Raw genomic sequence first — 26,067 nt, 5'->3', positions numbered from 1 at the left:
GTTGAAGTTTTTACTAGTTATTTGAGGACAGTATGCAGGCTACAGAAAACACTAACGACGATTTTTTGTTTATTGATGATAGCGACGAAGATGACATTATCGATGAACTAAATGGTGATGCTTGGAAAGTGTTGATCGTTGATGATGATCCGGAAATACATTCTGTCACTCAGTTAGCCTTATCTGACCTTGTGGTACTGGGGCGCCGCCTCGAATATTTACATGCCTATTCCGGCAAAGATGCTTGCGAACTTATTGAAGAACATGATGACATTGTGCTGGTATTGCTCGATGTGGTTATGGAAACGGATGATGCCGGTTTAAATGTTGTTAAGCATATCCGTGAAGAATTGTGCCGCGAAGATATACGCATAGTCTTGCGCACCGGGCAACCCGGTTATGCCCCGGAAGAAAGTGTCATTAAAGATTATGATATTAATGACTACAAAACCAAAACCGAATTGACCCGCAGAAAACTGGTGACCACAGTTTATGCGGCTATTCGCTCCTACCAGCAAATTTCAACCGTCAGCCAAAACCGTATCGGGCTGGAAAAAATTATTGAAGCCGCTGCCGACTTGCTCGAACTGCATTCGGTACAGGCGTTCGGGCAGGGAGTTTTGCAACAACTTAACCGCTTGTTGGGCGATGACGTCTGTGGCTTGTTCTGCGCCCGCGGCCAGGGCATTATCAGCAGCGCCGATGATTTAAGTTTTTATATTCTAGGTCAGCAGGGGCATTCTGCGGTTATTGTTAACCAAAAACTCGATACCCTTAAAAATGAGCAGATCAGCTCGCAGGTTGCTTCTTGTTTCGGGCAAAAGCAGCATAACTTCGATGATAAAAATGTCAGCTTATATTTGGCCAGTGGCGGTTATCGTGCCGTTATTTATTTAGAGCTGGCCAATGAGTTAACGGAAACCCAGCAGCAGCTTATCGAGGTTTTTCTTACCAATATCGCCATTGGTTATGAGAATGTGCACTTATTCCAGAAATTACGTAATGCCGCCTATAAAGACTGGTTAACCGAACTGCCCAACCGGCTGGAATTTGTTAATTTATTAGATCAGTTTTCCAACAGCGACAATCAGGATCTGGTCGCGGCCCTGGTGGATATCAATCATTTCAGTGATATCAATGACGGCTTGGGGCAAGATGTCGGCAACCTCTTGCTGGCGGCGGTGGCAAGACGCCTGTCCGGATTAAGTGAGGAGTGTCAGATTGCCCGTGTCGGTGCCGATGTTTTCGGTGTGATAGGGCCGAGCGAATTTATCAATCCCGACTGTCTCAGTGCTTTGTTCTACCAGCCTTTTGATGCCGGCGAGCAGAAGTTGCCTATCAATGCCTGTATTGGTTTTTGCACCAAAGAATATGCCCGCCTGCCGGGAGTTAAAGTATTAAACCAAATTAACATCGCCCTGAATTTGGCCAAGAAAAACCGTGAACAACACTGCATGTACTATATGCAGGAAATGGAAGACAAAACCCTGTGGCGCTTGGGCATGATACGTCAGCTAAGAACTGATTTTTCCGAAAACCGTCTGGAACTTTGGTATCAGCCGCAGTTGAGCCTGGAAACGGGAAAGGTGATAGGAGCCGAAGCCTTATTGCGTTGGCGCACCGCCGACGGCGCTTTTATTTCTCCGGAAATCTTTATCCCGCTGGCGGAATATTCCGGTTTGATCATAGAAATCGGCGATTGGGTTATCAATCAGGCCTGTTTGCAAATCACAACCCTGGAAGAGCAGGGCTTTGATCAGGTCAGTATTTCCGTTAATGTCTCCATTCCCCAGTTCAGACGCAGTAATTTCGTTGATAATATTATCGAGACCACTAAGGCCCATAAAGTACAAGCAAGTAAGCTGGAGCTGGAAATTACTGAAAATATCCTGATGGATGAACCTCAGGTGGTGATTGATTCTTTATTAAAGCTGAAAGAGCAGGGGATCAGTATTGCCCTGGATGATTTCGGCACCGGTTATTCTTCTTTGAGTTACCTGCAAAAGTTGCCTTTTGATCGCTTAAAAGTGGATCGCTCTTTTGTCAATGATATTACCCAGCCGGGACAGTCCCTGATTGCCGACACGATAATCAATTTAGGCAAGCAAATGAACCTTAAGGTGATTGCCGAAGGGGTTGAAGATCTCGCCCAGGAGGCGCACCTGAAAGAGCAGGGATGTCATGAAGTGCAGGGCTATTATTATGCCAAGCCTATGCCGGAGCAGGACTTCTTGGCCTTTCTGCAAAAAAATAAATAACTCCCTCTTTCTGTTTCCTTTTTTATCAATAAAACCTTATTGCACCACTTAGCCGTTGAGCGGCTAAGTGGCCGTGTTTGCCGAATTATCTGATTGCCAGCCGCTTTTCCTGGTAACGCAGCTCAATACCGGATTTAGGCGCCACGGGGATCAACAAAGATAACAGTAAAGAGCAAGCGGCAAATCCGGCCCCGATATAGAATACCCAGGAGCTGTTGACCACCCATAACATACCCAGTAAAGCCGGGATAACGACAGCGGCAATGTGGTTAATGGAGAAGCTGACGCCGGCAGTGGAAGCTATGTCTTCGGGGGCGGCGATTTTCTGAAAATAGGTCTTGATGGCGATGGCCAGGGCGAAAAATAAGTGGTCGACCACATAAAGCACCGCAGCAACCGTGGCATTGTCTACCAGGCCATAGGCAATAAAAACGACAATCAAACCTATATATTCAAATTTGAGTATTTTACGCTCTCCCAGCTTGCCGATAAGTTTTCCTATCTTGGCGGCAAAGAGCCAGTTAAAGACATAGTTTATCAGGAATAAGCTGCTGATTTCGGCAACACTGTAATGAAATTTCTCAACCATTAAAAAGCCGGCAAAGACCACAAAAATCTGTCTGCGGGCGCCGCTGAAAAAAGTTAAGGCGTAGAACAGCCAGTAACGTTTTCTTAAAACGAGTTTTTTGCTTTGCTCGGTATGGGGTGTAAATTGTTTAAAAGACAAGGCGATAAAGCAGGTAAAAATAAGCGCCAGCGCACCGAATAATAAATAGGTGGCTTGATAGGACCAGGTGAAATGCTCCATCAGCAGCCACACACCGCTAAAGGCCATTAACGAGGCGGCGGATTTGGCCGATAACATTTTCCCCATAAAATGCGCCGTTTTCTCTTTTTTGATCCACTGTAAAGTCAAGGATTGGTTGACGGTTTCAAAATAGTGGAAACCAACAGACATCAATACCGTGGTGAAATACAACCCGGCGGCATAAGGAAAGTAACCTGTCAGGGCTACCCCCAGGCTGGTCAGGGCCAGGGCGGCGATGGCCAGGCGTTGCTCTTTGATAAAAAGCAGAACATAGACCACGGTAAAAGCAAGAAAACCGGGGATTTCCCGCAAGCTCTGCAATATGCCTATCTCGGTACCGGTAAAGGCTGCTTTTTCCACGACAAAGTTATTGAGCAATACCATCCACACAGAAAAGACCAGCGGCATAATAAAGGCCATTGCCAGGAGTAAATGTTCAGGCTGGTTAAATCTGCTGGTGAGTTTCATCGAAAAGGTTTCCTTGTTGACTGTGCTTGAGTATCGGCCGGGCAATTGTACGTGAATTCGCCGGTTATAGCATTAATGGCGGGAAATTCAGCTAAAAAATTAACGATTGCTGCTGAAATAACGACTAGAGTAATAGTAGTTACCGTTATTTTCTCAGTAAAACCGGGAGGGGCTATGAGTTTGAATCAGGTACCGGCAGGTAAAAGTATTCCGCAAGATATTAATGTGATCATTGAGATCCCCGCTTGTGCTTCACCGATAAAATATGAGGTGGATAAGGATACCGGAGCCATTTTTGTTGACCGCTTTATGTCAAGCTGCATGTTTTATCCCTGCAATTATGGCTATATCAATCATACGCTTTCAGAGGACGGCGACCCGGTGGATGTGCTGGTGCCGACACCTTTTCCTTTGATCCCCGGCGCCGTGATCCGCTGCCGCCCGGTAGGTGTGTTGAATATGTCGGATGAAGCCGGACAAGATGCCAAGGTGCTGGCATTACCGCTGGATAAATTAACCCCGATATACAGCAATATTACTGAGGCGAATGAGTTGCCGCCGTTGATGCTTAATCAAATCAGTCACTTTTTTGAACGTTATAAAGATCTTGAGCCGGGCAAGTGGGTTAAAATTTCCGGCTGGGGTAATGCCGCTGCCGCCAGGGCAGAAATATTAGCCAGCGTGAAACGCTTTGAAGACAGCACGATGAGTTGAGAAAAGCGGCTATTTGCCACCGGGCAAGGCATCAAAGGTCAGGCAAGGTGCTTAATCGGGCTGCTTTCCCGTCATGCGGTAAAACTTTGTTGCAATCTAATCCCGGTGCTTGTTGAAATTCCTGTCATTTGAGTATGGCTTCGCTCCCGGTTTAATAGTAAAATGCCTGTTAAAGGGAATGAATAAATGTAAATGGAATGTTTTTATGCGCTCCGCCATTCCCTTGGTTTAAATTTGACCATGGATGAATGGAAATCGACTGGCTTAGTTGTAATTTAGTAGTGTCTTCAAAGTACGACCGTCATTGTTACCTTAGCGGCAATTCCTCTTTCTGTAAAACATCCGGTAAAGCACTGTTTAACACAGTTTTTAATCGGCATTTTCAGTCTTTATCCTGTCAAAAATAAAAATTAAAGAGCAACTTATTTGTTTTAATAGCATTAACTTAATAGTTAACGGCAGAACAAGCAGATAAAACCTGGGGTTTTATCTATAGTTGGCCGTTGGTTTATTTAAAAGGAATTTAAAAATGGTAGTAGAAAATCTTCAAGGCATTGTAAAATGGTTTAATAATACTAAAGGATTTGGTTTTATTAATACTGAAAGCTTAGCCGGTGATATTTTTGCACATTATTCATCTATTCAGATGGACGGATATTTAACCTTAAAGGCGGGGCAATCCGTGACCTTTAATGTCGAAGAAACTCCAACGGGCTTCCATGCGAAAAATATTATTCCCGCACCTCCCCAAGCTTAATGGGTACAGGGCACAAGCACTGCCCGCAGAATTTAAAAAGCTCAGGCAATGAGCCGGTGACAATTCATTAACTTTAGCAGGCAGAGCTTTTGCAGCTAAAGTTAATGGATATATTGCTTAATCGGGAAACTCTCGTCTATAACATCACTTGGTTATGTAATTCGTGATTGAATGAGTAAGAGGGAATATTATGCCGATGCCAACGACTTTATTTTTGAGTCATAAAAATTGCCAGCGTCATGATATGGGGCAAGGACATCCCGAGTCGCCACTGCGCTTGCAGGCCATTGACCAGCTGGTGCGGGCAACTGACTGGCAAGATAAACTGACTTTTGCCGATGCCCCGAAAATTGATTTAAATTGCCTCTGTAACATCCACCCCAAACATCATATTCAAGCCCTTATGGAGCTTGTGCCGCAACATGGCTTTGCCGATATTGACGGTGATACCCGGTTAAATCCCTATAGCCTGGACGCTGCGCTTTATGCGGTAGGAGCAGCCTTGCATGCCACAGATGAAGTGATTGCGGGGCGGGCCAAAAATGCCTTTTGTGCGGTGCGTCCGCCGGGGCATCATGCCGAGTCGGCAATTGCCATGGGTTTTTGTTTGTTTAACAGTGTTGCCCTGGCGGCTGAGCGGGCATTGGCATCGGGTATGTCACGGGTTGCTATTTTAGACTTTGACGTGCATCACGGTAACGGTACGGTGGAGATATTTCAGGACCGCCCCGAAGTCCTGGTGTGCTCCAGTTTTCAGTATCCGTTTTATCCGGGGCGTTTTGATGATGTTGTCCGTCCTAATATTTGTCTGACCCCCTTAAGCGCCGGGAGTGACGGTGCGGATTTTCGCAAGGCGGTAGAGCCGGACTGGACCCAGGCGGTGCGTCAACACCATCCGGAAATGATTTTTGTTTCTGCGGGCTTTGATGCTCACCATGAAGATCCTCTGGGGGGGCTTCATTTGTATGACGGTGATTTTTTATATATCAGTCAGTTAATCACAGACCTTGCCATGGGAAGTGCCCGTGGGCGTGTTGTCTCTTTGCTTGAAGGCGGCTATCAGCTTCAGGCCCTATCTCGCTCTGTGGTGCAACACCTTAAAGCCTTGACAGAATAACTCTGGTTTAAGAGCAAAGAGGTTTGTTAATGGCTTTTGACTTTCGGTTTTGGGTCCTGGCATAAGAGTCATTTAGTCTAACACTAGATAATCTCTAGTTTATTTATCGCTTTACACCCTTTCTTTATTGGTTTTTTTCTGTAGTATTTAATGCTGTACAAAAAACAGCCAAACAATTTTCAGTTAAGGAAGAGTCATGAAAATAAAATTAAAAAAGACAAATCTAAAAAAACTTTCGCAAGATAAAAAAGTATTGCCGGCAGATATGACACCGAGAGTTGGCGGTGGGGGAGATTATGCGACGGATACCTGCCTTCCTACTTATAAAGCCTGTTTTACCGTAAATCAATGGTGTGGCCCTACAGGGGTTTGTTAACCAGGTTTATGCCTTATTAATACTCAGTAAAAGCGCCTTGTGCGCTTTTACCTTTTTATAGGCTTTGTTAGTGCTGGAATAAAATTAAATTAGCACTACTCAAGCTCAAGTCATTTGTTTAACTTTTATCTTGATCAGGTGACGACCCTTGAAGGTTATTTGTTTCTTTTGGAATAAGCATAAAAGACAAACAATTAGCCCTTTAATTCTCTCAATAAATTATTTTCAACTTACCTGTGATCTCAGTGATTTAAAAGAGGTTCATTGTGCTGCAAAGGGGTAAATAAAATTAACAACATTTCTCAGGGAGGATATTTATATAATGCTACCGTCGAACAAATCAAAATTGATACATTCAATTTAAACACTTGTTTAAAAGTATTTGCTTTCAGCTTTTTTTCAGGGCACACTCAGACAGCTAATATTTTAAACTAATTATTCATCAGTAAATCATCAATAATCGACACCAGAGAATGGTGAAGGAGTATAGGCATGATATTTCAAGGCAACAGCCTTTCTGCCCAATTATTAGACGATGGCATCGTTGAACTTAAATACGATGCGCAGGGATCGGTTAATAAATTTGATCAGGCAACATTTGAAGATTTCAGGGCTGCAGTTGACGCCATTAATAACTGTGCAGACGCCAAGGGCGTTATGGTTACCTCTGGTAAGCCGGCATTTATCGTCGGTGCCGACATCACGGAATTTTTAGAAACCTTTAAACAACCGGAAGATCAGCTGGTCCCTTGGGTCAAAGCTGCTTCTGATGTTTTCGATTCGTTTGAAGATATTCAATTACCTACTATCGCTGCCATCAACGGCTTTGCCCTGGGCGGCGGTTGTGAAATGACTTTAGCCTGTGATTACCGGGTTGGAGATACTACGGTTAGCATAGGGCTGCCTGAAGTAAAATTAGGTCTGATGCCGGGCTTTGGCGGCACGGTACGTTTACCTCGCCTGATCGGTGCAGACAATGCCGTTGAGTGGATGTCTACCGGCAAGGCCCATAAAGCCGAGCAGGCATTAGCGGTAGGTGTTTTAGATGCGGTGGTTAAGCCGGAAGTGCTTCGCGATGCTGCCCTTAACATGCTTAAAGCTGCCATCGACGGTAAGCTGGACTGGCGCGCCAAGCGTCAACCAAAACTTGAGCCTTTGCGCTTAAGCAAAATCGAACATATGATGACCTTTAATACCTGTAAAGGCATGATTGCGGCGAAAGCGGGTAAGCATTACCCGGCGCCTATGGTTACCGTAAACACCATTGAAGCGGCGGCAGGCTTAGATCGCGCCGGTGCCATGGCGATGGAAAATGCCGGTTTTGCCAAGTTGGCGAAAACCGAAGCGGCCACGGCGCAAATCGGTATCTTTATGGCGGATCAGGTCATTAAAGGTAAAGCGAAAAAAGCCGGCAAGCAGGCGAAAAAAGCCGTGAATAAAGCGGCGGTATTAGGTGCAGGTATTATGGGGGGCGGCATCGCCTACCAGTCGGCCTATAAAGGTACGCCTATCATCATGAAAGATATCAATGACCAGGCGCTTGACCTTGGCTTGACCACGGCCTCGGGTATTTTAACCAAGCAAGTGGAACGTGGCCGTATGGATGCCAAGAAAATGGCTAAAGTACTCAACAACATCACACCTAGCTTAAGTTATGACAGCGTTAAAGACGTTGATGTGATAGTTGAAGCCGTAGTCGAGAATCCGAAAGTGAAAACAGCGGTACTGGCGGAAGTTGAAGATATTGTGGCTGATGATGCCATTGTTACTTCTAATACCTCTACTATCTCCATTGATTTGCTGGCCAAAGATCTTAAACGTCCGGAAAACTTCTGCGGCATGCATTTCTTTAACCCGGTGCATAAAATGCCACTGGTTGAAGTTATCCGCGGTAAAGACACTTCAGATGAAACCGTGGCGGCCGTGGTTGCCTATGCGGCGAAAATGGGTAAATCACCTATCGTAGTGAATGATTGTCCTGGTTTCTATGTTAACCGGGTATTATTCCCGTATTTTGCCGGTTTCAGCCACTTGGTACTTGAAGGCGCTGATTTTACTGCGGTTGATAAAGTCATGGAGAAGCAATTTGGCTGGCCTATGGGTCCCGCTTATCTGCTTGATGTTGTTGGTATCGATACTGCCGATCACTGTACCGGTGTCATGTCTGCCGGCTTCCCGACCCGTATGGCGAAACTGGAAAATGATCCGGTCAGCACCTTATACAGCAATGAAAGATATGGTCAGAAGAACGGTAAAGGTTTCTATGACTATGGCACCGACAAGCGCGGTAAGCCGACCAAAGTACCGGCCGAGACTGCTTTTGAATTACTGGCTGCAAGCTGCAGCGATAAAAAAGACTTTGCCGCCGATGAAATTATTGCCCGCTTGATGATCCCATTAGTGAACGAAGTGGTTCGCTGTTTGGAAGAAGGTGTGGTTGCCAGCGCCGCCGAAGCCGATATGGGCTTATTATACGGTTTAGGTTTCCCTCCGTTCAGGGGCGGTCCTATCCGTTACCTGGAAACGCTTGGTTTGGATAATTTTATTGCCATGGCGGATAAATATGCCCATTTAGGTGAAATTTATCAGGTAACCGATGGCCTGCGTGAAATGGCCAAATCAGGTCAATCTTACTTTTCCACTGACGTTAAAAAAGCTTAATCCCAGGAGAATATGATGAAAGAAGTCGTAATTGTCGATTGCATACGGACTCCTATGGGACGTTCCAAGGCCGGTGTATTTCGTAACATGCGTGCAGAAGCCTTATCTGCACATCTGATGGAGCAAATTCTAAAACGCAACCCGGCACTGGATCCCGCCGAGATTGAAGACGTGATCTGGGGCTGTGTTAAGCAAACCAAAGAGCAGGGTTTTAATATTGCCCGTAATGCTTCTTTACTGGCAGGCCTGCCGAAAAGCATCGGCGGTGTAACCGTGAACCGTTTATGTGGTTCTTCGATGCAGGCGTTGCACGATGCCAGCACCAGCATTATGTCCGGACAGGGCGATGTCTTCCTGATCGGTGGTGTCGAGCACATGGGTCACGTGCCTATGATGTATGATGTCGATTTTGATCCGGCACTGAGCAAGTATATTTCCCGCGCTTCCGGCAATATGGGCTTAACCGCCGAATTGCTTGGTCGCCAGCATGGCATCAGCCGTGAAATGCAGGATGCCTTTGGTGCCCGCTCTCACCAGCGCGCCCATGAAGCGACCCTGGCCGGTCGTTGGGACAATGAAATTGTACCGACCCTAGGTCATGACGAAACCGGTGCTTTGGTAATGGTTGAGCATGATGAAGTGATCCGTCCGGAAACCACGGTAGATACCTTATCCGGTCTGCGTCCGGTTTTTGACCCGGTCAACGGTACCGTGACTGCGGGTACTTCATCAGCTTTGTCTGACGGCGCATCTGCCATGTTGGTGATGTCGGCGGATAAAGCAAAAGAGCTAGGCCTGACTGCCCGTGTTAAAATCCGCGGTATGGGCGTAGCGGGTTGCGATCCGTCTACTATGGGTTACGGTCCGGTCCCTGCAACGAAAAAAGCCTTGAAACGTGCCGGTTTGACTATTGATGATATTGAACTGGCCGAGTTTAACGAAGCTTTCGCTGCCCAGGCCTTATCTTGTGTCAGAGCGCTTGATCTGGAAAGCAAGATGGATGATATGATCAACTTAAACGGCGGCGCCATCGCACTTGGTCACCCGTTAGGTTGTTCCGGCTCCCGTATTTCGGGCACCCTGATTAACCTGATGGAAGGCCAGGATGTCAATATCGGCTTAGCCACTATGTGTATCGGTTTAGGTCAGGGTATTGCTACCGTGTTTGAGCGAGTTTAATATTTACTCGTTATAAAATGCTTTCAAAAAGCCCGGCAATGCCGGGCTTTTTTATACAGGGAAGTATTTATCTTGCGTGTTCAGGATGAACTGGAGCAGGGTTATGAGGGAGTTTATCTGAGATAGTGCTTTTAGTGTTTCTTGAATCGACGAGCTGTTAGGCCTAAGAGCGATAATGATAAAATAGCCAGCGTAGAAGGTTCAGGTACGATATTTAATTCACGGTATAACTGAAAACCCACTTTCCTTCTAAAGTAAAAAGAATCAGCATCCGCTATCGAGGCCCATTCATCACCTAGTTTTATGTAGCTATCATAATTCCACCACATGATTCCAACTTCTGTGCCAACATCATTGTCACTTAAGAAAAATATGCTGTTTACGGTGCTGCTACTGGTTGGACTTTCTTTACCGAACAGTGCAAGTAGGTCATTTTTATCCATGCGGCAAGACGTCATCCAAGTACATGTCGCACTTTTTAATAATGCATTTTCTAATAAGTACATATCTTCAATGCCAGCTAAACTCCAACCCTCATAACGTCCTCCCGGGGTTAGTTCTGCCTGTAATTCTGCCAATGTTAGATTTAGGGTTTGATTCCACCTTGTCCATTCCCGATTGTTAAGAGAGTCAGTGATAAAGCCGGAGCCGTCTTCGTTGGCTGATAATGGCCCTAGTGTAATGAGCCCGGCACTTGCACTACCGCTGAAGATAGTAGCAGACAAAATGATTACCGCGAAAACAGCATTTAAAAATTTAAATTTCACGTTTATTCCTTTTAAGTTTTGATAAATATCTTGGTTGTTTAAATAAAACAGTCACTTAATTTAAGTTTTGCAATATGCACACCAAGATTTTTTTTATCTTTTCTATCAATTGGTTAAGTTAGCTCTTTTTTGCATTGTTTATATCTTGTAAAGAGAGTTGTCAGTTTTTTAGATTTAACTGGTTGAAAAATAAGCTAAAAAAGAGATGTGTTAACTTTGTGTTTCTAGTGTGAGTTGACTATTAAGGAAAACCTTATGTCTATGAGTGCTATTGAGCTGGCGAGTTAGTTGTAAATAACAGGAAAGTAATTTATGCAAACAAAAAGCCCGGCTCTAGGCCGGGCAAATGCATTAAACAGGTTTTGTTAAGTTATTTCTTAACCAGGGACTTGATTAAGCAAAAGATTCCTGCAGGGGGGGCACCACCTGCTTTTTGCGGCTTAAGAAGCCGTCAATCCAGACTTTGCCGTCTACCGTGGCTTTGCCGTAAGCACGTTCGGTTAATGTCTCATCATCGCTGACAACCAGCAGCTCTGAGCCTTCTTTCATGATGTCGGTCAGCAATAAGATCACGCTGTGGCGCTCGCCTTCGGCTTTTAATGCCGCGATATCCGCTTCAAGCTCGGCTTTCATGTCGTCAAAAACACTCAGGTCGATAACTTCCAGCTGGCCTATGCCTACCAGGTTGCCGTTCATATTGAAATCTTTAAAGTCGCGTAATACCAGGTCGCGTACCGGGGTACCGTCAACGGCAGATTTTACTTTAAACATTTCCATGCCAAGCGCTTTGTAATCTTCGATACCGGCGATTTCAGCCAGGGCTTCAACACATTTGATGTCGGCGGTGGTGCAGGTCGGTGATTTAAAAATCACGGTATCGCTTAAAATCGCACACATCATGGCGCCGGCGATGTTTTTCGGGATTTCTACACCGTGAAAATCATACATCATCTTGATGATGGTATTGGTACAGCCTACCGGGCGGATCCAGCACTCTAACGGGGCAGAGGTGGTGATATCGCCAAGCTTGTGGTGGTCGATAATACCTAAAATGGTGGCGTCATCGATATCGTCCGGGCCCTGAACGCGATCGGAGTGATCAACAATGTACAGGCTTTCTCCGGCATAGCTGGTTTTCAGCATAGGGGCTTCAAAACCAAATTTATCCAGGATAAAGTTAGTTTCAGGTGACAGCTCGCCTAAACGTGCCGGCACGGTTTCTTTACCTAAAGTGGTTTGCAGGTACGATAAAGCTATCGCAGAACAAATTGAATCAGAATCAGGGATCTTATGTCCCACTACATAATCTGGCATAAAACAGAGCTCTCCTTTAATTGGCGCACATTCTAGCAAAAAATAACTGCCATGCCATAGTAGGGATGAAATAAAGTTGGTTATTTTATCTGCAACGGTGAACTGAGGGGAGAGAGTAGAGAATATGCCCGGATATCAGCCGTCAGCTAACTCCGGGCGAAATAACGGAAATGTTTCGCTATCGCTATTTGTAATAGCCCAGGCAGGCTTCCACTTCTTTTTTCGAGCCTAAAATCACTTCAACCCGCTGGTGTATGCTGCTCGGCTCGATATCCATGATACGGCCTTCGCTGGTCATGCTTAAACCGCCGGCCTGTTCGATCAAAAAGCTCATCGGGTTGGCTTCGTACATCAGGCGTAGCTTGTAAGGTTTTTCGGCGTTACGGTTATCGGCAGGATAAGTAAAAATACCGCCGCGGGTTAATACCCGGTGGACATCGCCGACCATAGCGGCAATCCAGCGCATATTAAAGTTTTTACCCCGCGGGCCCTGATCACCTTTAAGCAGGTCGGCAATATAATCCTGCATCGGCGCCTGCCAGAATCTCTGGTTTGACATATTGATAGCAAATTCCTGGGTTTCTTGTGGGATTTGTACATTGCGTTCAACCAGCAAATAGCCGCCGTGGGTGCGGTCAAGCACATAAAAGTGGGTGCCGCTGCCTGTGGTCATTACCAGCATGGTTGACGGGCCGTAAAGCACATAACCGGCACATACCTGCTTGTTGCCCGCTTGCTTGAACATATCCGGATCATCGGCGGCCAAGTCTTTCGGGGCTTCATGGATAGAGAAAATCGTGCCGATTAAGGAGTTGATGTCGATATTGGAGCTGCCGTCGAGCGGGTCGAAAGAGACAATAAAGTGACCGTTTTCATCGCCGGGCACCGAAGTATCTTCTTCCTCGGAAGAAATGGCTTTAACAAAACCGGATTCGAGTAAGACATCTTTGATCAGCTGGTTGGCGACCACGTCCAGCTGTTTTTGTACCTCACCCTGAATGTTTTCATCCAAAGTTGATCCCATCAGGCCTCCTAAATGGGCCTGGCTCACCCGAAATGAAATTTCTTTGGTGGCGGCGAGGATGGTTTTGATCAGGGAAATAAGATCTAACGGAACATTATCTTGACGTAAAGCGGGCGCTAGTCGTTGCATAGGGTTACCTAATTGCCTTAAAGTGTATATTGTATATTCTGACGATGTCAGTGAATTATGTATAATACGTTAACTTGTGAAAATTAATAACGTATCTATTTCGCCAATTATAACAATAGTGTGCTGTTTTTCAGCAAATAATAAGGACAATTGATGAATTTTTTCCGACCTTTAGTACTGCTGTTTTTATGCAGTATCCACTCTGCCTATGCCGGGACTAACTTTAGCGACTTTATCAAGGATAAAAGCTATCACCCGGGGTTTTATTCGTTTTACCATGACCAAAGCCAGGGCAAGGTTTACCTGGAAATAAAGGATTTCAATCAGGAGTTCTTATTTCAAAGCAGCCTGCCCCACGGCATAGGTTCCAACGATATCGGCCTGGACCGCGGTCAGCTTGGCGATACCCGGCTGGTGCGCTTTGAGCGCTCCGGCAACAAGGTGTTTTTGCGCCAGCTAAATACCTACTACCGCGCCGACTCTGACAATGCCCTGGAAAGACAAGCGGTGGATGAAGCTTTTGCCACCTCTATTCTCTGGGGTTTTGAATTGGTGAAGCTTGATGATCAAAAACAGCAAAACAGTGTTTTCATTGATTACACGCCGTTTTTATTATCAGATATCCATGACCTGGCAACCAGCCTGGATCAAAGCAAGCAGGGCAGCTTTAAAATCGATGCCAGCCGCAGCGGTTTATATCAAAAGCGCAGCAAGGCCTTTCCCGAAAATACCGAGTTTGAAGCCATAGTCACCTTTAAGGGCAGCAAAGCCGGTGATTATCTGAGGTCGGTGACCCCGGATGCCAATATTGTCAGCGTGCATATGCACCACTCGTTGATCCAATTGCCGGACGCGGATTATCAGAGCCGGGAGTTCCACCCTTACAGCGGCTATTGGTCCATCGAATATGCCGATTATGCCAGTGCCATAGACGAACCTTTGCTCAAACGGGTTATCCCCCGCCACCGCCTGAAGAAGAAAAAACCAAACGCTAAAGTCAGTGAAGCGGTCGAGCCTATTATTTATTACCTGGATCCCGGGGTACCTGAGCCGGTACGTTCGGCGTTAATTGACGGCGCTTTATGGTGGGATCAGGCCTTTAGCGCTTTAGGTTATAAAAATGCCTTTCAGATAAAAATCTTACCCGAAGACGCCGACCCTATGGATGTACGTTACAACGTGATCCAGTGGGTGCACAGGGCGACCCGCGGCTGGTCTTATGGCTCAAGCGTTATCGACCCCCGCACCGGTGAGATCCTTAAAGGGCACGTGACTTTGGGCTCGCTTAGGGTCAGGCAGGATTATTTGATCGCTACCGGGTTAACTTCTCCCTATAAAAGCCGTAATGCCGATACTACTAAAATGAAAGAAATGGCGCTGGCCCGTATCCGTCAGCTGTCCGCCCATGAAGTTGGCCATACACTCGGTATCGCCCATAACTTTGCCGCAAGCAGCAATAACCGGGCCTCGGTGATGGATTACCCGCATCCGGATATCAAGCTTAAAGGGGGCAAAGTCGATTTAAGCCAGGCCTATGCCACCGATATCGGCGAATGGGATAAATATGTTATTGCCTATGGTTATGGCGATCAAACGACCAGGCAGCGGCAGCAGCTGATTAAGCAAGTGCAAAACCGCGGGCTGAAATACAGCTCAGATCCCGATGCCCGACCGGCTTCCGGCGGCCAGCTTGACGGTCATTTATGGGACAACGGTAAAGATGCCGTCAGCGGTTTTGAACAGGTAGTCAAGGTCAGGAAAAAAGCCCTGGCAGATTTTGGCATTAATACCCTGGCCTACGACCGCCCGCTTTCCGAACTGGAGCAGGTCCTGGTGCCAATTTATAACTATCACAGATATCAGCTCGAAGCCGTGGTAAAACTTATTGCCGGTGTCGATTATTTCTATGAAACCCGGGATGATGACACCATAAAAGGGGTCGCTAATATCAGCGGTAAGCAGCAACAGGCAGCATTAACGGCGCTGTTATCCACCCTCAGCAGCGACTTTTTAACTTTGCCGAAAGATATTTTGACGCTGATCCCCCCCAAGGCCTACGGCTATAAAAGAAACCGGGAAAGTTTTAGCGCCAATACCGGATTAACTTTTGATGCGGTCAGCGCCGCCGAGGCCAGCGCCAAACATAGCATAGGTTTGCTGTTAAATGCCGAACGCCTGGCCAGGCTGCAACAGCAAGCGGCACTGGATAATAATATCCCCGGGGTAAGCACCGTAGTGAAACAGCTGGTGGCCAGTACCTTAGGCGCACAGGCAAAACCCGGTTTGGCCAACCTGGTGCAGCAAAGGGTGAACCAGCAGGTGGTCGATCAACTGCTGCTGCTTTGGCTGAAAAAAGAACTGGTACCGGAAGTACGTGCTGATATCTATGCCGCCCTGGTGAAGTTGCAAGGCTGGCTCAGTGCCAAGGTGAAAGGCGGGATGGATAAACCGCTTGTCGCCCATTACCAGTTATTAGCACAACAAATTGATTTTGGTTTAACTAAAGGCAAGCAAGTGGTCATGCCTTCCGAGATAAAAATGGCGCCGGGCTCACCGATAGGAAACTAGCCCGTTGCGATTGTAAATAATAAAAAAACGGCATGGGGGGAAGGAAATCCCATGCCGTGGTGCAGCGAGCACTAAAATAATTATAGAACGAAACAGATGTAGCTAAAACTTGAGTAAAACTTCCCCTTAGCAGGCTAAGCTTTAGCCGGTGTCATTTCTTCTTTTGCTACTTCCTCTTGTGATATGTGCTGTTGATGGCTTGTACTATCAGCTTGATTTTTAGCGCCTTGTTTTGCAGGCGACAATACCACGAGATTTCCCAGCATTATGCAGACAAAGCCTATAACTGTGGTCAGATCCCAGACAAAGCCTTCAACAAAAGTTGAGATCACAACGGCAACCGCGGGAAACATCACGGTGGCATAGGAGGCCTTGTGGGCGCCGATACGGCCAAGCAAGGTCAGGTAACAGCCAAAGGCGATCACCGAGCCAAAAATGGACAAATAAAGCAGTGAACCGACATAAGGCAAAGTCAGGGAAAAGTTAAATTCAACCCCGCGCACTAAGGCCAGCACCGCCATAAACGCAGTGCCATAGGCCATACCCCAGGCATTGCTTTGCATCACAGGCAACTTCATTTGCTGGTTTTTAATCGATAGCATATTACCGCTGGATGCGAACACTGTACCTATCAGGCACAGGGATAAACCCAGTAAGGTATTGGCACCGATATCGATGTCATTAATCTGTGGCCAGAACAGGGTGATAATGCCGAACAGGCCGAGGGCGGCGCCATAATAGACCTGTTTGGTGATTTTGGTTTTATACCACAACCTGGCGTTGAGGATATTGACGATCATCATGGTGGAAAAGCCGATGCAGGTCAGTGCCGAGTTGATATGCTGCTGGGCCAGGTATAAAAAGTAATAGTTGACGCCAAACAGGCAAACGCCAAAGGCTATCAGCTGGGCATGCTGGCGCAGGGTAAAAGCCAAAGGTAAATTTTTCATCCGGCAAAATAAAAACAGTACCAGCGCTGCCAGACCGAAGCGGTAGACCAGGGAGGTTTCCGGGGCAACTTCCCCTAACTGGTAGTTGATGGCGATCCAGGTGGAACCCCAGATCAGCACAGTTAATACATATAACAGCGTATTATTCATTTTCATCACCTTTTTCTAGCAACAGGGAGAGCAGCAGGCATTCTGCTCTGGTTTGGCAGAAATTTGCAGGGACTGGGTTTCCTGAGCGGCGAGACCATTAAACAGGGCGGTTTTAGTGATCAGTTCAAACGCAAGTGCGGCGGTTTTTTTGATAGCGGTAACAATATTCATCATGATCTCCTGTTTCAGGTTTAGCGGGGCGAGCCTGACATTTGGCCCGGATTAAGCAATTTTCAGCCAAGGTGGCGGCAATGGATAGACAGTTTACCTGGCTTTTGTTTTAATAACATATACAGAAAATTGAAAATGTAACCTATACAGTTATGCGTTTACTGAACAGATCCTCATCAGAATTTTTATACCAGCAAGTGATCGATTTTATCGAAAAGCAGCAAGAATCAGGGATATTACGTCCTGGAGACAAATTGCCAAGCCTGCGAAAACTCAGCAGCCAGCTGGAGATCAGTGTGCCCACGGTGAAACAGGCTTATGTTGAACTGGAGCGCCAGGGCAGCATCTGTGCCAGACCCCAGTCCGGTTATTATCTGCAGGCACAACAGGCGCGTAAGTTGATGCCGATGCGGGCTAAATGGGCCTGTTGCGATCCGGTGGAAATAGAATGCCGCAGCCTGATTGAGCAGGTGCATGAAGCCATTCACTTACCCGACACCGTGGCGCTGGGCATTTCCAACCCGGTGAACAGCCATCCGCCGGATAAAGCCCTGGCGAGGTTAATGCGTGCGGTGATCAGTAAAGTGGCGGAAAAAGCCGTCAGTTATGGCCCGATTAACGGCGATCCCAAGTTGCGGATGCAGCTGGGCTTTCGTTATCAGGATCTTGGTGCGGATGTTAATCATGAAGATATTGTCATCACCAACGGCGCCCAGGAAGCCCTGGCCATAGCCTTGCAGTGTGTTGCCGAAAAAGGCGATGTTATCGCGATAGAGTCTCCCTGTTTTTTTGGCATGATCGAGCTGATCGAAAGCTTAGGTATGAAGGCACTGGAGGTATACACCTGCACCGAACAGGGCATTTGTCCCGATGAACTGGCCAGGGTGATCAAGCAGCATCCGGTCAAGGCCTGTTTGTTTTCTACCGCCATCAATAATCCTTTGGGCTCTTTTATGCCGGATGAGCGCCGCCAGGCGATAGTGACTTTGCTGGAGCAGCAGGATATCCCCCTGATCGAAGATGATGTCTACAGCGAACTTTATTTTGGCGAACAAAGGCCGAAACCGGCGCAACTATATTCGGAAAAAGGCCTGGTGATCACTTGCTCTTCCTTTTCGAAAACCGCGGCTCCGGGTTATCGCATCGGCTGGCTGGTGCCGGGCAAGTTTGCCGAGCGGGCAAAAAGGATCAAGCGGGCGCAATCCTGCTCGACCCCTATGTTGCAGCAATGGACATTAAACGAGTACCTGATGAGCGGCGAATACGACCGCCATTTAACCGTACTCAGGAAAAAACTCAGTTATAACTGTGAGCGTATGCGGGCCCTGATTGCCGCCCATTTTCCCAATGATATCTGTATCTCCAAGCCCCAGGGGGGCAGTGTGCTTTGGGTCAGATGCCGCTCTTATGTCAATACCGAAGATTTTTTCCGCCAGGCTATCGCCCGGGGGGTAAGCTTTGCCCCCGGCAGCATCTTCTCCCCTTCGGGTAAATACCATAATTATATGCGTATCAGTTACGGGGTGCAGTGGTGTGAGCGCATCGAACAGGCAATAACGGTTTTAGGGGAGCTGATACACGATTCGGCCAAGTAAAACCGGCGCATGAATTTATATGAAACTTGTACTTAACTGGGCTAAAATTCCGTCCAGAGCAAAATGTGTAATATAGGGAATAACAATGAAAAAAATTGCAGTGATCTTAAGTGGTTGTGGTGTTTTCGACGGCAGTGAAATACATGAAGCCGTACTGACCATGTTAGCGATAAACCAGCAGGGGGCGCAATATACTTGTTTTGCGCCAAATATTAACCAGCATCATGTGATCAACCATTTAACCGGCGAGGTGAGTGAGCATGAAACCCGTAATGTGCTGGTGGAATCGGCGCGTATCGCCCGCGGTGAATTGGCGGATATTAATACCCTGAAAGTTGATGACTTCGATGCCCTGATTTTACCCGGCGGTTTTGGTGCGGCGAAGAATTTGTCGGATTTTGCCTTTAACGGTGATAAGTGTCAGCTGCACGCTGATGTGTTAACTGCCTGTCAGGCCTTTGCTAAAGCGAATAAAGCGGCGGGTTATATTTGTATCGCTCCGGCAATGATCCCTCTGGTATATGGCAAAGGGGTTAAAATGACCATCGGCACGGACACTGAAACCGCGGCGGCTGTTTCAGCAATGGGAGCAGAGCACCTTGATTGCCCGGTTGATGATGTAGTGATTGATAAAACGCATAAACTGGTTTCTACCCCGGCATATATGCTGGCCAATAATATGGTAGAAGCGGCATCGGGAATTAACCTGCTGGTAAAAGAAGTGCTGGCGATGGCTTAGCCTGTATAAGGGGGATAGCTTCCCCCTTTATATTACCAGCTTTTAGGGAGGCGGTTAATAAGTGTATCCGTTATAGAATAAAGCAGTACTTACGGCCACTGCGATATTCACAGTAACATTCATGTGGATTTTCTGCGCAGTATCTTTGTTCCCATTGACCTGGTGATACATAAGCAAATGATGCCAGGCTAACACCCATACCCATAGCGGCTAATGCCAGTACTATTTTCTTTTTCATAGATCTTCCTTAATTTTGCCCTTAAATCCGGGCTTTAGTTATTATTTTAATTATCTCTGCAAGCGAACTTGCCGAAATAATATTACACAGGTAACAAAATGTTTCAATGGGTTTGTTGTTTATTCGTTATTTATTTGTTACTTATTTGTTGTTTTTAGCTTTAATGTTTTGTTTGTGCTGGTAGATCTTCAGGCGGGTGGGTTGGTATTGATACAAGTTTGTTAAAAAAGGGGGAGATACTCCCCTTTAACTATTTGGTTATAAAGAACATGTTGCTAATAGGGAGTGCAAACATAATTTTCCAGTACATATGTGCAATAGCATTCATCAGGGTACATGTCACAGAAACTGTTGCCTGCCACTGCGTTAACCGATGTTGCCAGTCCTAAACCCATGCCGATAGAGGCGAGTGCTACTATTATTTTTTTTCTCATAGTTCTTCCTTAATATGTCCAGAATACTTGGACAAGAGTTATTGTCCTAAAGGTCTGTGCAAGTTCGCTTGCCGGTTAAATATTGCACATGAAACAAAGTGTTTCAATGATTTTGTTGAATTTATGTTTGTTTTCTGTTTGTTTTTTGTTTTCTTTGGCGAAGGAGTGCTGCAGGTCATAACCACAGACTCTTACCCTCTTCTGAAAGATCTGATTTCCATACAAGGCTTTCGCTTCGGGGAACAGGAAATATTGCTTGATTAAACCTTGAGTTGCTCCCGTTCTGCTATAGTTACATCAGGTTAGATAAACGCAGGAAATCAACGGAGTGAAAAAAAATAAATCGATCACCACCGATGATGTTCTTATTAATTTATGTCAGTCGGTTACCGAAGTCTTATCCAAGGCCAGCGGCAATAAAATTACCTATTCCGCTATGGTGCAAAAAATAACTTGTACTTGTTTACGTCCCGATATCGGCAGTTTTGTGTTATTTGACGGTGGTTTCAACGGCATTGTGGTTATTAACTTAACCTCTATTGCGGCGCTGGAAATATACCAGGATTATATGCGTAATATGGGTATGCCGGAGGAAGAAATCTCCCAGTCGCATTTGGCGGATGATGTCGCCAATGTCATGGGGGAGCTGATGAACCAGATAGTGGGTGACTTCACCTTTAAGGTAAGGGAGCGTTTACAAACTTCTATCACGCAAAGTCAGCCGAAAATGATGGCAATCAGCAAACTGGTGCAGATATCCGTCGATACCGCGATGGACAGGCCGCAAATGCGCCGGGTGACTTTTACTACAAAAAATCACAATATTTTTTATCTTGAATTTGCCATGGACAGAACCGAATTCATTCAACTGCATGAATTTGAAAGTGCCGACAGCATAGACCCGGATAAAGTCATGGAAGAGTCACTGGCAGAAGCACAGGAAGATACCGGCGGAGGTGATTCAGATGAAGCGGATGATGATTTCCTCGCCGAACTGGGCTTATAAGGCTATGTGCTTTTTACATGAAGGTGTTTGCCTGCTCCAGGGAATCTTTTAAAGTGCTTACCAACAAAAAACCGCCAGAATATTGCTATTCTGGCGGTTTTCTATTTAAGGTACTGTAGCTGTTATTATTGTTTTATTTGAAAGCTTAACTAACAGTAATTAGATATATTTTTGTAGCTGACTGGCGGCTTGCTCGCTGCCGTATTGGCGAACAAAGTCATTAACCGATTGCTGGTTACAGCTGCTGAACTGGGCAAAACGCTTAACGCTCATACCTTGTGCACGTACCGCACGCTTTAATTTAGCCAGGTCACCGGAAGCGGCAATAACACATAATTGCGCGTCTTTGTTGGCATGGCCGGCAGTTAAAGCAAAGTTGTTTTCGGTAACAACCGCGTTTTCTTTTACTGTTTTGTTGGTGAATTTATTTGCAAACTTAGAGATATCCTGGCCGTTACATTTGATTTGCTTATCCAACGTCTTTTGGCTGATACCTGACATTTCGGCGATTTCTTTTAAGCTTAATACCCCGGTAGCTGCTTCCATGCATAATTGAGATTCATTGCTGGCGTTTTTCGTCACAAATTGAAGTTGTTTTGCAGCAGCGTTGTGTGCAAAGAAAAGAAAAGATAGTGCAACAATAATAACATTTTTCATTAGCTTACCTACATCATTAGCATGAATAAAAATATTTTTAAAAGCGTATAAATGCTGGGCTGCAGGGCAGTCAAACAGGTGTTTTACGCTTTAGTTGCGGCGCATGATATAGTATTTTTTCCAAGAAGCAATAGATCGAAATCAAAGTTTTTTCTGTTTGTTTTTTGAACAAATAAAAACCTTTGTATATACAAGTTGTTGCCATCAATTAATGTTACAGATTTTTTTTATTTATTTTTTCATTTTTGGAAAATACCGGTGTTAATTCTGTATCGGGCTAAGATCTTCGGATAAAATTAGCCATTTACCGGCTTTAATGTTGGTAAATCTTGTATGAGTTATCCATCTGCGGCTGCAATTAAGGAGAAAAAGCGTGAAACAATCCATTGGCCATATAACCCTGGTCGTTCATGATTATGATGAAGCGATAACCTTCTATACCAAAAAACTTAATTTTGAACTGCTTGAAGATAGCTACCAGCCGGAGCAGGACAAGCGTTGGGTGCTGATCGCACCGCCGGGTTCAAATGGCGTATCTTTATTATTGGCCAAGGCTTCCAATCCGAAGCAGCAGGCCAGTGTCGGTAACCAGACAGGGGGCCGGGTATTCTTGTTTCTTAATACCGATGATTTCTGGCGTGATTATAATCAGATGACAGAGCGGGGTATTGAATTTGTTCGCGAGCCGGTGGAGCAGGAGTACGGCACTGTGGCGGTATTTGCCGATCTTTACGGGAACTTATGGGATCTGATCCAGCGTAAAGCTTGATCACTGGTTTCCTGGTTTACCTAAATGAAAATCATAGAAAGGCCGAAAACCGGCCTTTCAGATTTTACCGGATATTAACTCGAAGCGGCTTTTATGTTTTTATAAAAGCTGATCAGCTCTGCGGTAGAGCTGTCATGATCACCCTTTAAGCCATCCTCGGTCAGCTCCTGTTGTATCTTATTGGCCAGGCCCTTGCCCAGCTCAACTCCCCATTGGTCAAAAGAGCAGATTTGCAAAATGATCCCCTGGACAAAAATCTTATGCTCATAAAGGGCGATCAATGAACCCAGCGTTTTTGGGGTAATACGTTTCATCAAAATGGTATTGGTGGGGCGGTTGCCTTTATGCACCTTATGGGGGGCAACCTTGTCGATATAATCGGATTGGCGGCCACTGGCTTTTAAGTCTGCCCGTACCTGGGCTTCGTCTACGCCGCACATTAATGCCTGGGTTTGGGCAAAGAAGTTGGCCATCAGGGTTTCATGGTGTCCTTTTACCGGGGTTACGCTTTCTACTGAGCCGATAAAATCTGCCGGTACCACGTTATTGCTTTGGTGCAGGTATTGGTAAAAGGCGTGTTGACCGTTAATGCCCAGCTCGCCCCATATTGACGGTACCGTGGCATAATCTACCGGCTCCCCGTTCCAGGTCACCGATTTGCCGTTACTTTCCATTTCCGCCTGTTGCAAGTAGGCGCTGAGCATATGTAATGATTGATCATAGGGTAAGATCGCCTGTGATTGTGCTCCCAAAAAAGTACAGTTCCAGACACTGAGCAGCGCCAGGATCACCGGGGCATTTTCCGCCAACGGCGCTTGCCTGAAATGATTGTCCATATCATAAGCCCCTTCAAGCAGTTCAAGAAACTTATCAAAACCCAGATCCAGGGCAACAGGCAAGCCTATGGCAGACCACAGGGAAAACCGGCCGCCGACCCAGTCCCAGATATCAAAAATATTTTCTTGGGCTATGCCAAACTCCCTGGCATTGCTTTTATTCGCGGTTACCGCGACAAAATGTTTTGCGATGGCCCGTTCATCAAAGGAAGAAGACACCAGCCATTTCACCGCGGTGGTGGCATTGGTCATGGTTTCTGTGGTGGTAAAGGTTTTGCTGGAAACAATAAACAAGACCTTTTCCGGGTTTAACGGCCTTAATACCTCGGCGATTTGTGCGCCGTCAACGTTGGAAACATAATGCACCTTGATGCTGTTATCACTGTATTGTTTTAGTGCCTCGGTGACGGTTTGCGGTCCCAGGTTGGAGCCACCGACACCGATATTGACCACATCTGTGATGCGCTTTCCCGAGTATCCCAGCCAGTGCCCCTGGCGGACTTTTTCGGTGAAGGTTTTTATTTTGCCCAGGGTTTGCTCCACCTGTGCGCTGATGTTTTCACCGTCAACATAAAGCGGATCCAAGTTGCGATTGCGTAGTGCCGTGTGTAAAACCGCCCTGTTTTCGGTGCGGTTAATGGCTTCACCGGTGAACATCTTTTCCCGCCAGCCACTGACATCACAATCTCTTGCCAGGGCGAACAGTTTTTCCATGGTATGCTCAGTGACCAGGTTTTTCGAATAATCCAGCAGCAGGGCTGGCAGCTGGAGTGAGAACTTGTTAAAGCGTTGCTTGTCCTGGTTAAACAAATCATTCATATGGGCTTGTTTCATTTGCCCTGCATGGTCGGATAAGGCCTGCCAGCTGGCAAGCGAGGTTCTGGCTGTCATGGAGATCCCCGGTTAGATATAAAGTTGTTCTGGGTAAATAGGATTTACCGACTCCCGGCACCGCCGGGTGCCTGTACTTTTATTGGTGTGAAGGTTAATGCTGCCGACAATAGTTCACGGCCTCTACCGTAGCGCACATAATATGGTACAAGGTGCTGGCGGGGGCGTGCTCTGCCATGGGACGGTTGTTTGCGTCCAGTTGATCAATATAGGAACCGGTTACATTTTTTGACAAGTAAAATTCAAATAGCAGTTCTATTGCTTCTGCCGCCAGGATTTCAGCCTGTTTATCACCGGCTTTGGCCTGCGCCAGGCTGGCCTTGATACATTCCGTGACCGGCCAGCAGCGTTTGGTCGCACTCAGTGTTTCCCCGTGCTGGCCTATTTCATCGAATATCAAACCCGAGTCCGGCTCCCTGCCAAAGCTGAGGGCTTTTTGATACAGGGCATCGCAGTACTGGCTTACCGGGGTACCGGTCAGGGCATGATATTCACGTAATAGCCAGATCCATTCAAACATATGCCCCGGCTCTACTACCTGGCCTTGCGCCTGGCTAAAGGGCTGCCAGTTATGGTGGAAGTATTCTAAAATCACCTGGTTTTTACCATCGTAAAATACCGTTTCAAACAGGGTGAATATTTCCCCGGCGCGGGCCAGCCATTTGCCTTCTCCAGTGGCTTTATAACAGGCGATAAAGGCTTCAAACAGGTGCATGTGGGGATTCTGCCGACGCTTGTCGCTGGCATAATTGCCTTCCATCCAGCCGCCGGGATCTTTTTTAAACTCCACATCCACCAAGGCTAACAACTGGTTAAGCTGGTGCAGGGCATGTAGATCGCCGAAGGCCTGGTAGCGATAGGCGCAGGCAAGAATAAAAAAGGCAAAATCATAGGCATCGAGTTTATCATCGAGTATCTTGCCTTTATTGGATAATAAATGGGCGTAACCCGCCTGATGTTGCTCCAGCCGGGCGCTGTTATCCAGGTAGTTCACGATATCGGCTATAACGGGTAACCCCTGCTCTAACCAGCCCTGCTGGGCGGCAACCGAAAACACATAGATTTGCCTGGCCTGCACCCGGGTTCTGTTATTGGCACTTAAGTCGGGTTGGCCATCGGCTAATAAGCGCTCGAATACCGAGCCGTTATTCGGGTTAATGCCCCGGGTAGACCATAAAGGCAGTGCCTGTTGCTGCATCCACAGTTCAAGTTTTTTACTGGCGTCGACTAATCTGTTTGATATTGTCATAGGGTTTTTAATCCCGGCGGGATGAGCGCCGCAATGTGTAAATGGATAAGATAAAACAAATGTAACCCGTTACATTTTTGTTTGCAATACTTGTGAAATAAAAAGTGTACTTGTGTCTGGTTGAGTTATTGCTTTCAGCTATGGGGGTAGGGGGAATATGCGAGCGGGAAAATCTATGTGAGCGGGAAGAATATCTCAGGCATAGGCTGGTAGCGGATACTACCTGCCTATGCCTTATTGCC

Annotated in this window: 23 protein-coding genes; 12 read left to right on the top strand and 11 right to left on the bottom strand. The window is 46.4% G+C overall.

The genetic code is table 11. From position 1 onward, the window contains the following. Positions 1-32: 32 nt before the first annotated feature. The gene (locus SG35_RS24140) at positions 33-2,258 is read left to right on the top strand and encodes a bifunctional diguanylate cyclase/phosphodiesterase (RefSeq protein ID WP_044831344.1); all 2,226 of its coding nucleotides are present in this window, start codon (positions 33-35) and stop codon (positions 2,256-2,258) included. 85 nt (positions 2,259-2,343) lie between these two features. Here SG35_RS24140 and SG35_RS24135 read toward each other — a convergent pair whose 3' ends face one another. Beyond that, a complete protein-coding gene (locus tag SG35_RS24135) occupies positions 2,344-3,534 on the bottom strand; it encodes an MFS transporter (protein WP_044831343.1) in 1,191 nt (396 codons plus the stop codon). 174 nt (positions 3,535-3,708) lie between these two features. Between SG35_RS24135 and ppa the strand changes: the two genes are divergently transcribed. The 6 genes from ppa (at position 3,709) to fadA (ending at position 10,338) form a co-directional block, all read left to right on the top strand. Next, entirely contained in the window at positions 3,709-4,248 is a 540-nt protein-coding gene (gene ppa, locus SG35_RS24130; RefSeq protein ID WP_044831342.1) for an inorganic diphosphatase, read from the top strand. A gap of 529 nt (positions 4,249-4,777) precedes the next feature. After that, a complete protein-coding gene (locus SG35_RS24125) occupies positions 4,778-5,005 on the top strand; it encodes a cold shock domain-containing protein (protein WP_044831341.1) in 228 nt (75 codons plus the stop codon). A gap of 190 nt (positions 5,006-5,195) precedes the next feature. Continuing rightward, complete coding sequence (locus SG35_RS24120; protein WP_201777757.1) at positions 5,196-6,122, top strand: histone deacetylase family protein; 927 nt, start codon at positions 5,196-5,198, stop codon at positions 6,120-6,122. A gap of 196 nt (positions 6,123-6,318) precedes the next feature. Further along, the gene (locus tag SG35_RS24115) at positions 6,319-6,498 is read left to right on the top strand and encodes a hypothetical protein (RefSeq protein WP_044831340.1); all 180 of its coding nucleotides are present in this window, start codon (positions 6,319-6,321) and stop codon (positions 6,496-6,498) included. A 492-nt stretch (positions 6,499-6,990) separates the two neighbouring features. Next, positions 6,991-9,159: a fatty acid oxidation complex subunit alpha FadB gene (gene fadB, locus SG35_RS24110; protein WP_044831339.1), complete on the top strand. Its 2,169-nt coding sequence runs from the start codon at positions 6,991-6,993 to the stop codon at positions 9,157-9,159. A gap of 15 nt (positions 9,160-9,174) precedes the next feature. Continuing rightward, a complete protein-coding gene (fadA, locus tag SG35_RS24105) occupies positions 9,175-10,338 on the top strand; it encodes an acetyl-CoA C-acyltransferase FadA (RefSeq protein ID WP_044831338.1) in 1,164 nt (387 codons plus the stop codon). 131 nt (positions 10,339-10,469) lie between these two features. On the opposite strand, the gene SG35_RS24100 is transcribed toward fadA, so the two are convergent. The 3 genes from SG35_RS24100 to SG35_RS24090 all read right to left on the bottom strand — a co-directional run bounded on the left by SG35_RS24100 (position 10,470) and on the right by SG35_RS24090 (position 13,572). Continuing rightward, positions 10,470-11,105 (bottom strand): PEP-CTERM sorting domain-containing protein, encoded by a 636-nt coding sequence (locus SG35_RS24100; protein ID WP_044831337.1) that lies wholly within the window; start codon positions 11,103-11,105, stop codon positions 10,470-10,472. A gap of 393 nt (positions 11,106-11,498) precedes the next feature. Then, positions 11,499-12,419, bottom strand: a complete 921-nt coding sequence (locus SG35_RS24095; RefSeq protein WP_044831336.1) for a manganese-dependent inorganic pyrophosphatase — start codon at positions 12,417-12,419, stop codon at positions 11,499-11,501. A gap of 184 nt (positions 12,420-12,603) precedes the next feature. Then, positions 12,604-13,572, bottom strand: coding sequence for a class 1 fructose-bisphosphatase (locus SG35_RS24090; RefSeq protein WP_044831335.1), 969 nt, complete (start codon positions 13,570-13,572; stop codon positions 12,604-12,606). A gap of 153 nt (positions 13,573-13,725) precedes the next feature. Between SG35_RS24090 and SG35_RS24085 the strand changes: the two genes are divergently transcribed. Next, positions 13,726-16,140 (top strand): zinc-dependent metalloprotease, encoded by a 2,415-nt coding sequence (locus SG35_RS24085; protein WP_044831334.1) that lies wholly within the window; start codon positions 13,726-13,728, stop codon positions 16,138-16,140. Between the two features lie 134 nt (positions 16,141-16,274). On the opposite strand, the gene SG35_RS24080 is transcribed toward SG35_RS24085, so the two are convergent. Together SG35_RS24080 and SG35_RS24075 are read right to left on the bottom strand one after the other, a co-directional pair. After that, complete coding sequence (locus SG35_RS24080; protein ID WP_044831333.1) at positions 16,275-17,240, bottom strand: DMT family transporter; 966 nt, start codon at positions 17,238-17,240, stop codon at positions 16,275-16,277. Between the two features lie 15 nt (positions 17,241-17,255). Next, positions 17,256-17,414 (bottom strand): hypothetical protein, encoded by a 159-nt coding sequence (locus SG35_RS24075; RefSeq protein WP_160298237.1) that lies wholly within the window; start codon positions 17,412-17,414, stop codon positions 17,256-17,258. Positions 17,415-17,563: 149 nt separating this feature from the next. Here SG35_RS24075 and SG35_RS24070 point away from each other — a divergent pair, with 149 nt between their 5' ends. Then, positions 17,564-19,006 carry an aminotransferase-like domain-containing protein gene (locus tag SG35_RS24070; RefSeq protein WP_044831332.1) on the top strand — a complete coding sequence of 481 codons (1,443 nt, stop codon included), beginning with the start codon at positions 17,564-17,566 and terminating at the stop codon, positions 19,004-19,006. A gap of 85 nt (positions 19,007-19,091) precedes the next feature. Further along, a complete protein-coding gene (gene elbB, locus SG35_RS24065) occupies positions 19,092-19,745 on the top strand; it encodes an isoprenoid biosynthesis glyoxalase ElbB (RefSeq protein ID WP_044831331.1) in 654 nt (217 codons plus the stop codon). Between the two features lie 70 nt (positions 19,746-19,815). Here elbB and SG35_RS24060 read toward each other — a convergent pair whose 3' ends face one another. Next, positions 19,816-19,983 carry a hypothetical protein gene (locus tag SG35_RS24060; RefSeq protein WP_160298236.1) on the bottom strand — a complete coding sequence of 56 codons (168 nt, stop codon included), beginning with the start codon at positions 19,981-19,983 and terminating at the stop codon, positions 19,816-19,818. 275 nt (positions 19,984-20,258) lie between these two features. Then, entirely contained in the window at positions 20,259-20,417 is a 159-nt protein-coding gene (locus SG35_RS24055) for a hypothetical protein (protein ID WP_160298235.1), read from the bottom strand. Positions 20,418-20,745: 328 nt separating this feature from the next. On the opposite strand from SG35_RS24055, the gene SG35_RS24050 reads away from it, so the two are divergent. Further along, on the top strand, positions 20,746-21,423 hold the full coding sequence (locus SG35_RS24050; RefSeq protein ID WP_044831330.1) for a DUF3334 family protein: 678 nt from the start codon (positions 20,746-20,748) through the stop codon (positions 21,421-21,423). A gap of 159 nt (positions 21,424-21,582) precedes the next feature. On the opposite strand, the gene SG35_RS24045 is transcribed toward SG35_RS24050, so the two are convergent. Continuing rightward, positions 21,583-22,080 carry a DUF3718 domain-containing protein gene (locus tag SG35_RS24045; RefSeq protein ID WP_044831329.1) on the bottom strand — a complete coding sequence of 166 codons (498 nt, stop codon included), beginning with the start codon at positions 22,078-22,080 and terminating at the stop codon, positions 21,583-21,585. 373 nt (positions 22,081-22,453) lie between these two features. On the opposite strand from SG35_RS24045, the gene SG35_RS24040 reads away from it, so the two are divergent. After that, positions 22,454-22,849, top strand: a complete 396-nt coding sequence (locus SG35_RS24040; protein ID WP_044831328.1) for a VOC family protein — start codon at positions 22,454-22,456, stop codon at positions 22,847-22,849. Positions 22,850-22,923: 74 nt separating this feature from the next. Here SG35_RS24040 and pgi read toward each other — a convergent pair whose 3' ends face one another. Together pgi and SG35_RS24030 are read right to left on the bottom strand one after the other, a co-directional pair. Next, positions 22,924-24,576: a glucose-6-phosphate isomerase gene (gene pgi, locus SG35_RS24035; RefSeq protein ID WP_044831327.1), complete on the bottom strand. Its 1,653-nt coding sequence runs from the start codon at positions 24,574-24,576 to the stop codon at positions 22,924-22,926. A 94-nt stretch (positions 24,577-24,670) separates the two neighbouring features. After that, positions 24,671-25,825 carry an AGE family epimerase/isomerase gene (locus SG35_RS24030; RefSeq protein ID WP_044831326.1) on the bottom strand — a complete coding sequence of 385 codons (1,155 nt, stop codon included), beginning with the start codon at positions 25,823-25,825 and terminating at the stop codon, positions 24,671-24,673. Positions 25,826-26,067 lie beyond the last annotated feature (242 nt).

The organism is Thalassomonas actiniarum, assembly GCF_000948975.2.
Taxonomy (GTDB): Bacteria; Pseudomonadota; Gammaproteobacteria; order Enterobacterales; family Alteromonadaceae; genus Thalassomonas; species Thalassomonas actiniarum.
The sequence above is the reverse complement of the archived record's forward strand: the minus strand, read 5'-3'. Positions and strand labels throughout refer to the sequence as shown.